Annotated in this window: 10 protein-coding genes; 2 read left to right on the forward strand and 8 right to left on the reverse strand. The window is 45.5% G+C overall.

What is annotated here, in order from left to right:
* Positions 1 to 55 precede the first annotated feature (55 nt).
* From MHI01_RS09075 to MHI01_RS09100, 6 genes are all read right to left on the reverse strand, one after another.
* The gene (locus tag MHI01_RS09075; RefSeq protein WP_127544311.1) at positions 56 to 1,453 is read right to left on the reverse strand and encodes an ABC transporter substrate-binding protein; all 1,398 of its coding nucleotides are present in this window, start codon (positions 1,451 to 1,453) and stop codon (positions 56 to 58) included.
* A 135-nt stretch (positions 1,454 to 1,588) separates the two neighbouring features.
* Positions 1,589 to 3,193 carry a helix-turn-helix domain-containing protein gene (locus MHI01_RS09080; RefSeq protein WP_127544313.1) on the reverse strand — a complete coding sequence of 535 codons (1,605 nt, stop codon included), beginning with the start codon at positions 3,191 to 3,193 and terminating at the stop codon, positions 1,589 to 1,591.
* An 11-nt stretch (positions 3,194 to 3,204) separates the two neighbouring features.
* Positions 3,205 to 5,046: a sensor histidine kinase gene (locus tag MHI01_RS09085; protein WP_340982967.1), complete on the reverse strand. Its 1,842-nt coding sequence runs from the start codon at positions 5,044 to 5,046 to the stop codon at positions 3,205 to 3,207.
* Between the two features lie 14 nt (positions 5,047 to 5,060).
* A complete protein-coding gene (locus tag MHI01_RS09090; protein WP_101313340.1) occupies positions 5,061 to 5,930 on the reverse strand; it encodes a carbohydrate ABC transporter permease in 870 nt (289 codons plus the stop codon).
* A 52-nt stretch (positions 5,931 to 5,982) separates the two neighbouring features.
* Positions 5,983 to 6,873 carry a carbohydrate ABC transporter permease gene (locus tag MHI01_RS09095; RefSeq protein WP_091014599.1) on the reverse strand — a complete coding sequence of 297 codons (891 nt, stop codon included), beginning with the start codon at positions 6,871 to 6,873 and terminating at the stop codon, positions 5,983 to 5,985.
* A gap of 205 nt (positions 6,874 to 7,078) precedes the next feature.
* Positions 7,079 to 7,765, reverse strand: a complete 687-nt coding sequence (locus MHI01_RS09100) for an HAD family hydrolase (RefSeq protein ID WP_076252725.1) — start codon at positions 7,763 to 7,765, stop codon at positions 7,079 to 7,081.
* Positions 7,766 to 8,059: 294 nt separating this feature from the next.
* On the opposite strand from MHI01_RS09100, the gene MHI01_RS09105 reads away from it, so the two are divergent.
* Positions 8,060 to 9,778 (forward strand): methyl-accepting chemotaxis protein, encoded by a 1,719-nt coding sequence (locus MHI01_RS09105; protein WP_340982968.1) that lies wholly within the window; start codon positions 8,060 to 8,062, stop codon positions 9,776 to 9,778.
* A 156-nt stretch (positions 9,779 to 9,934) separates the two neighbouring features.
* Here the strand turns inward: MHI01_RS09105 and MHI01_RS09110 are convergent, their stop codons facing one another.
* Both MHI01_RS09110 and MHI01_RS09115 read right to left on the reverse strand, forming a co-directional pair.
* Positions 9,935 to 10,384, reverse strand: a complete 450-nt coding sequence (locus MHI01_RS09110; RefSeq protein ID WP_340982969.1) for a hypothetical protein — start codon at positions 10,382 to 10,384, stop codon at positions 9,935 to 9,937.
* Between the two features lie 137 nt (positions 10,385 to 10,521).
* On the reverse strand, positions 10,522 to 11,478 hold the full coding sequence (locus MHI01_RS09115; RefSeq protein WP_340982970.1) for a Gfo/Idh/MocA family protein: 957 nt from the start codon (positions 11,476 to 11,478) through the stop codon (positions 10,522 to 10,524).
* A gap of 411 nt (positions 11,479 to 11,889) precedes the next feature.
* Here MHI01_RS09115 and MHI01_RS09120 point away from each other — a divergent pair, with 411 nt between their 5' ends.
* Positions 11,890 to 13,521, forward strand: a complete 1,632-nt coding sequence (locus MHI01_RS09120; protein ID WP_340982971.1) for a thiamine pyrophosphate-binding protein — start codon at positions 11,890 to 11,892, stop codon at positions 13,519 to 13,521.
* Position 13,522 lies beyond the last annotated feature (1 nt).

Below are 13,522 nucleotides of genomic sequence, written 5' to 3' on the forward strand. Positions count from 1 at the left end.
TTTCCTTGTGAATAAGCGACCGAAGTAGTTAAACCACGGCCGCTATGAACGTTTATTAGTCTTCTGTGGACAATTTACCCTGAAGCTTGGAAGAATCAAACGAAGGATCAGCAGTTATGTTGGTCAGCCCTGCCGCTTTGGTTTTCTCCAGAGCTGCATTGTACCTTGTATCCAGATCCTTGATCACAGCATCGAGATCGCCACCCGTGAATACAAAGATTGAAAAAGCCTCACCCCATTTGTTGCCTTCCAGTGAACTCTCGGTCACCACACTTGGATTTGCCGGGAAAATGGCATCATATCGTTTGGGCAGGAAACCTTCAATGCCCGGAATGCTTGGTTTTTTGTCAGAGCTTAGTACAGCAGGAATCAGTGAGATTCCGTATCCCTTTTCGTAATACTCACTCTGAAGATCTGTGCTGTACACATACTCCATAAACTTCCATGCCGCTTCCTTGTTGGCAGAATCTGCATTGATGCCGATGTAGGAGCCCCCGATGACTTGTGAAGCGCCCTTAATCGTTCCATCATTTGTTGGCACAGGAGCCGCTGCCCAATTTTCTTTTGTAGGAAACTGATCTTTATATACACCTGGTTCACCGGAGTGGTTAATGTACATTCCGATTTTGCCTTGAGCAAACTGGGCTCTGAGTGGATCGATATCCAGACTTTCAACCCCTGGCAGCATGCTGCCATCCTGATTCATCTGACGAAGCGCCATTGCGATATCCTTGTACATCCCAAAATCAAATTGACCAGTCTTGTAGTTGTAACCATCAATACCAACATTATTGCTTGCACCTGCAATCGTATTGGCTGCTCTCCAGAAACCGCTGCTGCTCTTGAATGGGCTGGCAAAGCCATAGATGCCTTCACTTTTACCAACTTCGGTAATTTTTTTGGCATCCGCAACCATCTCAGCCAACGTTTTTGGTGGACTCTCGATCCCTGCCTTTTTGAAAATATCTTTGTTATACACAAGCCGCCAGACCTGCCCTGTATTGGGGAGGGAATATATTTTTCCATCAATCGTGTTTTTATTTTCAATCAAGCTGTCTTTAAATACAGCCTTCATCTCATCACTCATGTATCCATCGATCGGGGCGAGATACCCCTTCTGATAATACGTCTGAAAATCATTAACTTGTAGCACATCGGGTGCCTGCTTGCTGGCAAAAGCAATATCGACCGCCTGTGGATAGTTGTCCCCCATCACGGTCATCTCCACTTCAATGTTGTCCTTGTTCGTCTGGTTGAACTCATCGATCTTCGATTTCATAAAATCAGCATCATGGCGGTCCGGTGTCCAATATATGATTTTGGTTTTCCCTCCGGCATTCTCCCCGCTGGTCCCCGATTCGCTATTTGCCGAAGTACCACTGTCAGCAGAACAACCTGCCAAACTTAGCGCCAGCAATGCACTTAGCGTAGTCACCATCCACTTTTTAACCATTGATATGCCCCCTTATGCTTGTCTGGACAACCTGTTTGAGTTATCCGTTAACGTAATGATAATCGCTACGCTTTCATGGAGGTGAGGGACATTCTAACTTTGCATGGTGGGAAAAATGACGATCCGTATCTGTTTTCAGTTCTCATACATTTGCCGGAAGCAGGTTGGCGTCATGCCGCAATATTTCTTGAACAAACCGCTGAAATAAGGCCTGTCCTCATAACCCAGCCTCTGGCAGATCTCTTGCACCTGTACACCTGCAACCAGCAACTCTTTTGCCTTTTCCATCCTCATCTTAGTAATATATTGAATCGGCGTTATTCCCGTTTCCTTTTTGAAGGCATTGGCAAAGTAACTCGGACTTAAATGTACGGATTGGGCACAGGCATGCAACGTCAGATTTTCTGCAAGATTCAAACTGATATATTCCTGCGCCTTGCTAATCGCCTGTTTGACATCGGTGAGTCGTTTTTTGTCCATAATCTCGCAACCCATACTGCTAAAATGTTTGATATATCCCCTCCAGCCCTCAAACGTCAAGGAACGCATCGCCTCAAGCACTGTCAGGTCGGCCTCCAGACGCAAGCGTTCCTCTGCTGTAATCTCATCACAAAAGGCACGGTAGATGGCAAAAGCCAGTCCAGACAGCAAACGAATCATCGTGAGTGGCTCGGGAAAACCTTCGGAAACCTGCCATTCTTCGAGAATTTCATCAATGATGCGGTGACAGGTGCTCTCATTACCACATTTCAGGGCATAAAAAAGCTCTTTCTCCTTCTCCAGAGGATATATCGGAGCCACACATGCCTGATTCTCCAGTTCAGCATACTGGAGGATGCAATTTCCTTCACTGTAAAAACGATAGGATATCGCCTGATCTGCATGTGCGTAGGACGTCCAGATTTCCTGTGGTCTGTGGGCAATCGTACCAACACCAATCGAGACTGTTTTTTTGCTGAATCGCTCCACATTTTGGCGGCATTGCTCCAGTAGCTCGGAGACGTAGATCTGGCTTGGTGTGTTAAATATGGCTGCAAGCCGGTATCGGTTTTCCCGCAAAACAACGCCCTTGGTATAACGATTTATGGTTTCCCCCACAATATTTTGGACCGCAAAAGGAACGATTTCGGCATCCAGATGCATCGTGTATCCATATCGCGTATAACCATCCACCTCGATGACCATGACGAGAAGATTGGAGGAATCGAGATCAATATGCAGCTCGTTCCAGCGACTTTCATTCAGGAAACCCCCGATTTCATGACGCAACAAGCCCAGGAGATAACTGTGACGCTCGTACTGGTTGCTGCTCTCCACCTTCTGCTCCAACTGTTCCAACTGTTTGCACTGTGCCTGTTCTTCCTTAATCACCTGTCTTACCTTCAACACCGCACCGAGTATTTCTTCAGGGGTAAACGGTTTGAGTAAATAATCGGATGCACCCATCTTGATGGCTTCCTGTGCATATTGGAAATCCGAATAACCACTGATGAAAATAAATCTGGCTCGCAGTCCGGCATCCAATGCCCGCTTCATTAGCTCCAGCCCGCTCAACTTGGGCATCCTGATATCACTAATCACGATGTCGGGTTGCTGCTCCAGCAACAAGGACCAACCGCGCTCTCCATTACTCGCCGTGCCTACAATCCGAACCTGATGATCTTCCCACGGAATAGTTGAAGATATGCCCTTTACAACTGCCTGGATATCATCCATAACACACATCGTCAATTGGCCCATACTGCCCCTCCTCAGGTGATCGGAATCGTGATAACAACCGTTGTTCCCACATCTGTACTGCTATGAAATACAATTGAGGCCACATCCCCATAGTGCAGGCTTAATCTGCCCTGGAGATTGGATAGGGCATAACCTTTGCGTCCCCCGTCAGGAACATCCTCAGCATAGATGCTGGCTACATCCATCCCACATCCATTGTCAGCCACCTCCAGCCGTAGTGTGTCACCCTGACGATCAATGCGGATCAGGATAACGCCCAAATCTTCTTTGTCCTTGAATCCATGCAGGATGGAATTCTCCACCAAGGGCTGGAGTAATATTTTTAAAATATCAACAGCGTAACAAGAGGGGTCCCCCACTTCAATCCGATAAACGAACAGATCCTCGTAACATTTTTGCTGAAGCTGCATGTATTGTTCGACATGTTTGATCTCCTGCTCCACACTGGTGATGTCTTTCCCATCATTCAGTCCCAGACGGAATAATAAGGATAAGGAGACAATCATCTCACTTACATCCTTCTTCTCTCCGCTCTCACTTTTCCAGAACATCGTATTAAGCGTATTGTAGAGGAAATGAGGATCAACCTGCGCCTGAAGCGCCTTGACTTCAAACCGCCGTTTGTCTTGCTCCGTTGTCCGTATTTCTTCAAACAGAATCTGAATCTGATCCAACATCCGATTGAAACGATGCCCTACAGCGCTAACTTCATCGTCATACTTGCTGCGAAACCGTACATCCAGGTCATTGGACTCCACCTCAACCATCAGGCGTCGCAGTTTGTTAAGTGGCTTCAGCAGAGCGGAGGCCACCAGGCTGGACAACCCGAGTGCAAGCAAAATGCAAAACAACATGATCAGGATAATCAGCCAGCGTATCTTTTGGAGGGGGGACAACAAGTCAGCCTTGGACTGTACACTTACCATGACCCAATCCTCGTTCATCGACAATGCCGAATAGTTAACAAGCATGTCCTCCCCCTGATCGTTCCTGTAGGTAAAATCCCCAGCATCGCCACGGCTAAACTGTTGGGTAAAGTCAGGCTCCATAATGAAATCGTAATTTCGGGACCTGGGCCGAATGACTTCATTTCCGTTTTTGTGCAACAAAAACAGTTGAATCTGGTTATTCATGAGATCCTGCGTCAGAATGTCTCGCATCGCCTCTTCCTTCATATTGACGACCATGTATACATTCGAATAGGTATGATTATCGATCACAATGGGTTTGAGCAACAGAGATAACACATTTCCTTGGGACTGGAATAACTGACTCTGATGTGAACCAAACCACATCGTATTCCAGCCTTGCAGCTTCACGTAGCGTCCGTATTCCTTGTTGAATGAGTTATTGTGATTCGGAAAATCTTTGGTCGAGAAAAAATCACCGATGGGTGTTGTCAGATATGCGGTATCAATCAGCGGCTCTACGAGCTTCAATTGAGCAAACGATGTTTGCAGCAGCGAGAGATTCTGATAATAATGAGATGTGTTATTTTTTCCCACGTCCTTCATGACCTGGGTGAACGTTTCATTGAGCATAAAAGAAAAAGAGGATACAACAATGTGCCTCAGATGTTCATCCATAACCTGCACTGATTTGTTCAGAATGCTTTGTTTCAGTTCAAGTGCATTCTGCTCAATGCTTCGTGCAGCAAAGAGATAAGAGCATATCCCGGTCACACTGATGCACAAGACAACGAGAAAAATGTACAGCAGCTGTATTCTTTTTTTCAGGGACATTTTATAAAAGTTGAATATCATCGGCGCTCGCTCCTTGAACACGGCTTGGCCCGTCCGCTGTGAATTAAAATGAGTATAGCACAGTGGAATAACCCGTAAAACCGTTTCCATGATTGTGCTCACGCCTATCCTTTCACAGCTCCCAAGGTCACCTGCATGAATGATTTGTTGGCAAAAATATAAACGATGAGCAGCGGCAAAATGGACAGACAGGCTCCGGCCATCATCAGTTGGACCTCAGCCGCAGCTCCGATGCCATATCGCAGATTAGCCAACCCAACCGGCAAAGTCTGCAAGTCCGGATTGCTCATAGTGAACACAAAAGGAAGAATATATTCATTCCATGAACTCTGAAATACACCCAGACCTGCAACGGCGAGTCCGGGGCGCAGGAGTGGAAGAATAATTCGCCAGTATATGGTGAAGAAATTACAGCCATCAATCATCGCCGCTTCATCCAGTTCGCGCGGAATGCTCTTGAAGAAACCAATCAGAATAAAGTATGTGGCAGCGTGTGCGCTGATCAGTATAATAATAACGCCCCACAACGTGGTATTCAGCCCCAGCTTGACCATGAGGTCAAATTGCGGACGCAGCACAACCGCGCCTATGGAAATAAACAGAGTAGATGCCATGAGCAGGGTGTACCCCTTTTTCCCTTTGAAATTCACTCGATCCACAGCGTAGGCAGACATCGAAGCTACCAGCAGTGTGCCAACTGTTGTACTGATGCTAACAAACACGCTGTTCATCGTAAAACCCGAAAAATTGGCGCTTTTCCAAGCCTGAGCATAGTTGGAGAACTGCCAAATCTTCGGCCAGATGGTAGCTCCTCCGGTCAATTCCTGGTTTGTTTTGAAGGAACCGAGCAATACAAGTATGATGGGGAACAGCGACAGCAGAGCGATTGCGATCAAAAACAACCAAAGTACCGTTCGTTTGGTCCAGCGAATGAGTTGGGGAGACCCTGAGGGCGCAAGTACGTTTTGAGTCATCATCGTTTCCTCCTGATTCATTTTATACGTGTTCAAAAAGTTTGTTTTCAGTTTAATAGACATCATTGAGCTTTTTGGATATACGGAAATAAATGAGCGTCACAGCCCCTACGATGAGAGCCGTTGTGAAACCAACTGCACTGCCATAACCGAGCTGCTGGAGTGATTGTGTGTCAGCCGACACGGGAAACAACAGTTTGAACAAATACAGATACATCACCTCTGTTTTGCCATACGGCCCCCCTTCGGTCAGCACCATAATACTCTCGTAACCTTTCAGCGCCGTGGTAATTGCCAGCATGATGATCATCTGCAAGACAGGACCCAGCAACGGAATCGTTACATTTCGCAGTTTCTGAAACTCACTCGCTCCATCCAGCGATGCCGCCTCATATAGCTCTTCAGGAATGCTCTGAAGACCCGCAATGAACAACAACATATAGTTGCCCACAGCCCCCCAGATGGCGATGATGATGGTTGTTAACATGGCATGTTCAGCCCCCAGCCAGCTAATGGATTCGGAGATCACATGATACTTAAGCAACAATTGATTCAATATTCCGTTATAAGAGTTGAAAATAATAAAAAATACAATCGCCATGACCGAAGCGCTAAAAATAGTGGGAAGATAATAGATCGCCCTAAAGAGGGATCGCCCTCTCCATTTGCGATTCAGAATAATCGCCAAAGTTAACGACAGTGGAATCGTAACGACGAGTTTGCCCAGGGCATACACACCCGTGTTGCCTACTGAATCCCAGAATTGGCCGTCACGCAAAATTCGTCCAAAATTATCAAGTCCGATGAAGACAGGCGTCCCGATGCCTTGATAATCATAGAACATGTAACGCAGCGCCCATAACAGCGGATAGATCCCGAATACAACAGTTAAAAAAAGACTTGGAAAGATGAACATATAGGCATGTATTTTGGATGGTTTCACCAGAATCGGACCCCCTATAGCTTTTGAATGAAGTATAGAGGGAATATGGAGGAAAGCGGGATAGGGAAATCAACTTTCTACAGGGGAGAATGTGACTGCATGATCATACAAAAAAACCTGTATTCAACGAATTTCCGTTGAGTCTACAGGTTCATATCATGTGGTTCGTAATCTTAAATCTCAGGATACGTATACGGCGTAGAGGCTACTCTGCTTCATCATACAGACGCAGCAGTTCTGTAAAATCAGAGATGAGCACATCTGAGCCTGCAAGCTCCTCATCACGACCAAACCCGGCATAGGCACAGCCGATGACCGCCTGACCGTTCATTTTACCCGCTTCCACATCAGAAGAGCGATCCCCTACCATCCATGCGTCCTGAATACGATGTTTCTCAAGCAGGATCTGCACCAGATTAATCTTGGAAGGAGTCTTGTACTGGCCTGCACTGTATACCCCTTCAAAGAAAGGCATAATCTCGTGTGCAAACGCCACACCCTTCACATAGTCCTCCAGCCCGTTACTTGCGACAAAAAGACGCACTCCTTGTTGTTTTAATGATTGCAGTGTTTCTTTCACCCCAGGATACAATTGAGAACTTCCTTGATCAAGCCCCTCAATCTCCAGTTGAAGCAACAGTTCGTCTGCACGGCGATGTGCCGCTTCCGACGCCTCAGGCATAACCACTTTCCATATATCTTCGAGCAACATGCCCAAACTTCCCAGCATCCGTTCCTCGGGTGGAGTTTCTCCTTCAAAGTGCCCTTCGGCACGCAATGTATCAAATAGTTGCTGGTAAGCTGGCAACAACAGGGTCTCTGTCTGGAACAGCGTACCATCCATGTCAAAAATCATCGCTTCCGGTTTGAGCAATACCTTCTCTTTATTCATGTCCAATGTTCCTTTCGGATTGGGATATTGTATATGTAATTGGAATCGTTCCCTTCCCATGATAAACATAACGTTTGAACGTGTAAACCAACGATTGTAAAACATCATCAACCCCAACCTTATACAGCATTAACCAAACGTTATATTATAGTTAAACAAACTATATACAAAAGAAGTTTCTTTACGTATAATACTAAAAAATAGTTCTTTAGACACCTAATCTAAAGACCTACAATTATCACATTTCCGGTTTTTTCGACAACTACATATACCCCATAGAGAGGAATAACAAACATGAAAAAGCGAAAGACCTTTAAGATTTTTTATAAGATCGGATTAGGATATTTACTCGTACTGGCTGTACTGGCTGGTTGCATCCTGCTGATTCAGAACAGAACAAGTCAGCTCCAACGGGAACTGGATTTTCTGGTCGATCACGATATGAGGGTACATGCCCTCACCTATGAACTCGAAAGAAACATGGTAGATATGGAAACAGGTCAACGCGGATACATCATCACGGGTCAGGACAACTATCTCGATCCCTACACCCAAGGAAAAGAGCAACTTATTACACTCAGAGATGAACTTGCTTCTTTAATTTCGGATAATCCGGCTCAACTTGCACTTTTGGAAGACATACATACTAATATGGAGAACTGGGTCCAGGTCGCTGGTGAACCTATGGTCGCCCTTCGCCAAGCCAATAATACACAGGCCATTCGAGATTTTTTCGCAGATGATCCAGGTAAAAGAGACATGGACCAGATTCGGACTGCTCTCGATACGTTTCGAACCAACGAGCATACGTTAACCGATAACCGTGCAAAAGCACTGAAGCAAAAAAACACAATACTGAACTTGGAACTGTATGGGGCACTTATCGTTGTGGCCATTATCTCGTTCATCACTGCTTTGGTCCTGTCACGTGCCATTGTTAGAAACATTCGTACCGTAAAGCAGGCATTAAATGACATCGGTTCTTCCAATGGCGACCTGACACTGAGAATCGCTACGCCAATGAAAGACGAAACTCGTGAACTCGCGGAGGCGGCCAATACAATGCTCACTGGTTTGCAGCAAATGATGCTGGACGTTCAGAGCAATGCCATGATTCTGAGCACAGCTTCGGATCGATTGGATAAAGGGGTGGCCGATAGCCATCTTGCAGGAAAAGAAGTTGCCACTGCCATGGAACGTGTCGCTGAAGGCGCTGATGAACAGGTTGCTCTTACGCAAACCATGGTAGCTGCGATGCAGCAATCCCTCAACGGGCTTAATCGTGTCGCCTCCTCGGCAAGTGATGTGGCAGGCCGTGCAGTTCGTACCGAATCCATTGCTGTGGATGGGCAACAGCGCATTGATAATGCTGTAGGTAAAATGAGTTCCATTGAGCAATCCTTCCTCTCTGTACAGGAAGCCATTAATGAAATTTCGAAGATGTCTGATCAAGTGATCAACATTGCAGATTCAATGTCGGGTATTGCGAGACAAACCAATCTGCTTGCACTTAACGCCGGAATCGAAGCTGCCCGCGCTGGGGATAATGGACGTGGCTTCGCTGTCGTTGCCGCGGAAATCCGTAATCTTGCAGACCAAAGTGCAACATCAGCCAAAGAGATTACAAGTATATTGGAAACCGTGGTAGCAGGTGTTCAAAGTACGGTGCAAGTGGTTGATGAGAGCACTCTACATGTGAATGAAGGATTGCGGACCATTGAGGATGCAGGTAATGCTTTTTCAACCATTACTCAGCATATTCATAACCTCAGTGGTGAAGTTCTAGAGGTATCTGCTGTTGTCGAGGAGTTAACTTCCGGTAGTGAGGCTGTGATGAAGTCCATTAATGAAGTATCGGCTGTTGTGGAAGACACTGCATCAGCCACGGAAGAAGTATCTGCGATGACGGAGGAACAACTTGCTTCTCTGCAGGAAATGTCTGACACGTCCAAGCAGTTGAATGAAATGTCCGATGCACTTGATCAGCTGGTTAAGCGATTCAAGCTTAAGTAAAACTCTTGCTGATACGGCTGAGTTGAAAGAAAAAGATGATTTCTGTATTTACAGAAATCATCTTTTTTCATTCCATTTCAGAAGCATATAGAAACACCCTCAGAGTGAACGCTCCTCAACTCCAAGGGCGTATTTGAAGAGGAATGCTCGTTATTTTTATTTTTGCAAAACAAGAAAATCATTAAGCTTGTTATTCGTGGCTGAATCTGCAGGCTTCGTAATCCACTCGGATAACAACCCCTGTAAAGTTTCTACCTCTGACACAGTCAACTTATGCTGGTAGCGTGGATAATCTCTAAAAAATCGTTCAAGATTCATAGAAACATTGCGTACTAACGGCTGCTCACGGTAATAGGTTGTACCTGTAGCTACCGCATTTAATTTGGAAGCTTCCGCTTGATACTGGTATATTTCTTCCTCCAAACCCCGTTCAGCATTTTTTCGCAATTGATCCTGAATATTCTCCGCATACGTTGTGAAAGATTGATTCATTTTGTCCTGAAGTCGATCATATTGAGTGTTCGAATTCCAGAGCATATAGGTTACAGCCAGATTGGAGAGAATGAGTAGGATGATGATATAGAAAGGCCATTTTTTTGCCCCCATCTGCTTCACTCCCTTGAAAGTATATTATTTATATTGTAGTTGAGCGAAACTATCCACTTCTGAAAACTTATCTTGTTGATTTAATGACAAAGAACCTCCTATTGGAATGGAAACGCTAATGGAGTTAGTCACATTATTTAGTTTCGCAACGCTTCCAGTACCAATTGTGCCTGATACCCATCGTTAAAATCATATATCTTAGCTGGTTTGCCTTGTATACGGGCAATGACATGTTTAAGAACCGGCAATTCACTGGCGGATTCAAGCACTTCCACTGGAGAAAGTGGCTGTCCCACCAGGCCCGTCTTCAATTCTTCCCAATTTTCCAAGGCAATCGTGCCCTTCGCACCGTACACCACCATGGATACACGTTCTTCCCCGGCAAATTGAGAGATGCCGTTCAGCTGAATTCGAGTCCCGTCTTCCAGTTCCATTGCAGCCTGTACTTCTAGTTCACAGTCACCATTCTCAGGATATTGAACCTGAGTGCTAACAACCCGGATGGCACCAAACACTTTTTGAATCATATGAATCCAGTGAATCCCCACTTCAAGAATAAATCCACCCTGTTCCCGGCTCATAATCCATGCATTCTGTTGCCATGATCGTGGCCACTGCGGGAATTGCAAAATGAGATCTATTTTGCGAATTGTCCCCACTGTACCCTGCTCAATCATCTCTTGCAACTTCAGCACGGAAGGTTCATGCGGCATCGAGAAATGGATGGCATGAACAACGCCCGCCTGCTCTGCTGCATCCAGCATCTTTTTGGCTTCTTCTACACTATTGGCAAGTGGTTTCTCACAGAATACATGAATTTTGCGCTCCAGCGCTTCCATGACAACCGGATAATGAAATTTCGGAGGAACTGCAATATACAGCAGATCAATCTGATGTTCATTCATCAATTGCTTGTAATCCGTATATGTCCTAACTCCCCGATGAGAAGCTGCAAAAGACGCCAAACCTTCCTCATTCGCATCACACACCGCTACAATCTCAATCTCCGTGTCCATCTTGGTATTCTCGATTAGATGAACCATATGTAGTCCCATTTTACCCAGCCCAATCAGAGCCATCTTGATGACTGTCATTCCATCCCCTCCCAATTCCTTTCCAGTATAGCAGAAAGCAAAGAATTGCGAATGCGATGCATTGATACGAAAAAAAATAAACCTCTAGCTTTCAAGTCGCTATTAGAGGCTGAAATTCATCATTTACAGTCATTTTTTTACATTATTTGTAACTTCGTTGTGATTGGGTAATTCGTTGCAGGGATATATAACCAATTATTTTTACTTTATCCAGCAATACTTAAAGCGTTACCAACTTAAGAATCAGGAATTTAGACTCACAAAAACAGGTTGACAAAAAACCACAAAAAAAGATACTCTTCCTAATAACAATGAATATTTCCTCTTACAACCTTAGACTGTAACTTGCATTCAATAAATGGAATATGCGTATGGTTCTAATAACCTATTTCATGAAGCGAGGTGTCCCGCATGAGAACAGTTGCGGACTATTTGGCAGAAACTCTGCGTAATCTAGGCGTTACTCATGTCTTTGGTATTATTGGTAAATCCATCTGTCCTGCTGTACTGAAAATGGTGGATTACGGATTAGAGTTCATTCCAGGCCGTCATGAATCCAGCTCAGGTTTTGCCGCATCCGGTTATGCATTACAGACAGGTAAACTCGGCGTTGCCTTTGCCACATCCGGTCCAGGCGGAACCAATTTGCTTACTGCAGCAGCCCATGCAAAGGCCAACAATCTGCCTGTACTGTTTATTACGGGTCATCAATCCATTCAGGAACTGGGGCTACCCCAGTGTCAGGATTCCTCTTCCTATCTGGCTGATCTGGCTGAAATGTTCAGGCCTGCTACGCTATTCAGCAAACTGGTTGAGCGTGGAGATCACTTCGGAACACTGTTGAATCATGCCCTTTCCATTGCACTCGGCCCTAATAAAGGCCCTGTTCACCTCTGTATTCCTTTTGACGTACAGACCGAATTGTTATCCCAATGCCGGATTGTCATTCCCGAACCGGAACCTCTGCTTAGCGTATCTAATCTGAATCGCATTTTTCCTCTCATTCAACAATCCAATCGCCCTTTAATTATTGCTGGTAAAGGTGTAAGTCGCGCCAGAGCCCATGATGAATTGCTTCAATTGGCCGAATCGTTCAACATTCCCGTCATTACTACTCCTGGTGGAAAAGGAGCGATTGCGTGGGACCATCCCCTGTACCATGGACCTTGTGGTGTTGGAGGTTTCCCACATGCAGACGACATGTTGAACCAAAGTGACCTTTATATCGTACTCGGTTCACGTCTAAGTGACATGACCCTCTGCAATCTGAAGCCTGAACATCACCCGGCACACCTCATTCAATTTGACGCTGATCCTACATTTGTAGGCAAGATTCTGAGCGCTCAAACCTTACATATCACCGGTGATTTGAAGGACAACCTGCAATATTTGCTGGGCACATTAGAAGACCTCCCTACTCCTGTGAGAACCACGGCACCGATGGATTACACTGTCCCTTTACCAGATCTCCCCCAACTGTCTCTGGCTTCTGTACTAGACGGAATGAGCGATCTGCTTCCGTACGATCACAAGCTCTTTGTTGATGATGGCAGCCATGGATTTCATGCGGTTCAGCGATATAAAGTCAAGAAACCAGGCAGCTTTGTGTTTGACGCGTACTTTGCCTGCATGGGGAACGCCATTGGTATGGCGATAGGTGCAAAAGCCGCTTCACCCGGAGAGACCATTGTATGCATCACCGGTGACGGATGTTTCATGATGCTTGGGACGGAGATCAATACTGCGGTATGCAACAATCTGAACGTCATTTTCATTGTCGTTAACAACAAACAACTGGACATGGCACTCAAAGGAATGGAAAAAACAACAGGCAGAATTGATGGCACATTATATGAAGTTCCTATGGATGCTGCCAAATTCGCCGAATCTCTCGGTGCGGTTGCGTTTCGAGCAGAGACTCTTGCTGAATTCTCATCTGCGCTGAACACAGCACAGACGTTGAATCAGGTAACTGTTATTGAGCTTCTGACCGATCGAGATGAAATTCCACCCACAGCTCACCGCACCGTAACTTTGAATTAGG

The organism is Paenibacillus sp. FSL M7-0656, assembly GCF_038003225.1.
Lineage (GTDB): Bacteria > Bacillota > Bacilli > Paenibacillales > Paenibacillaceae > Paenibacillus > Paenibacillus amylolyticus.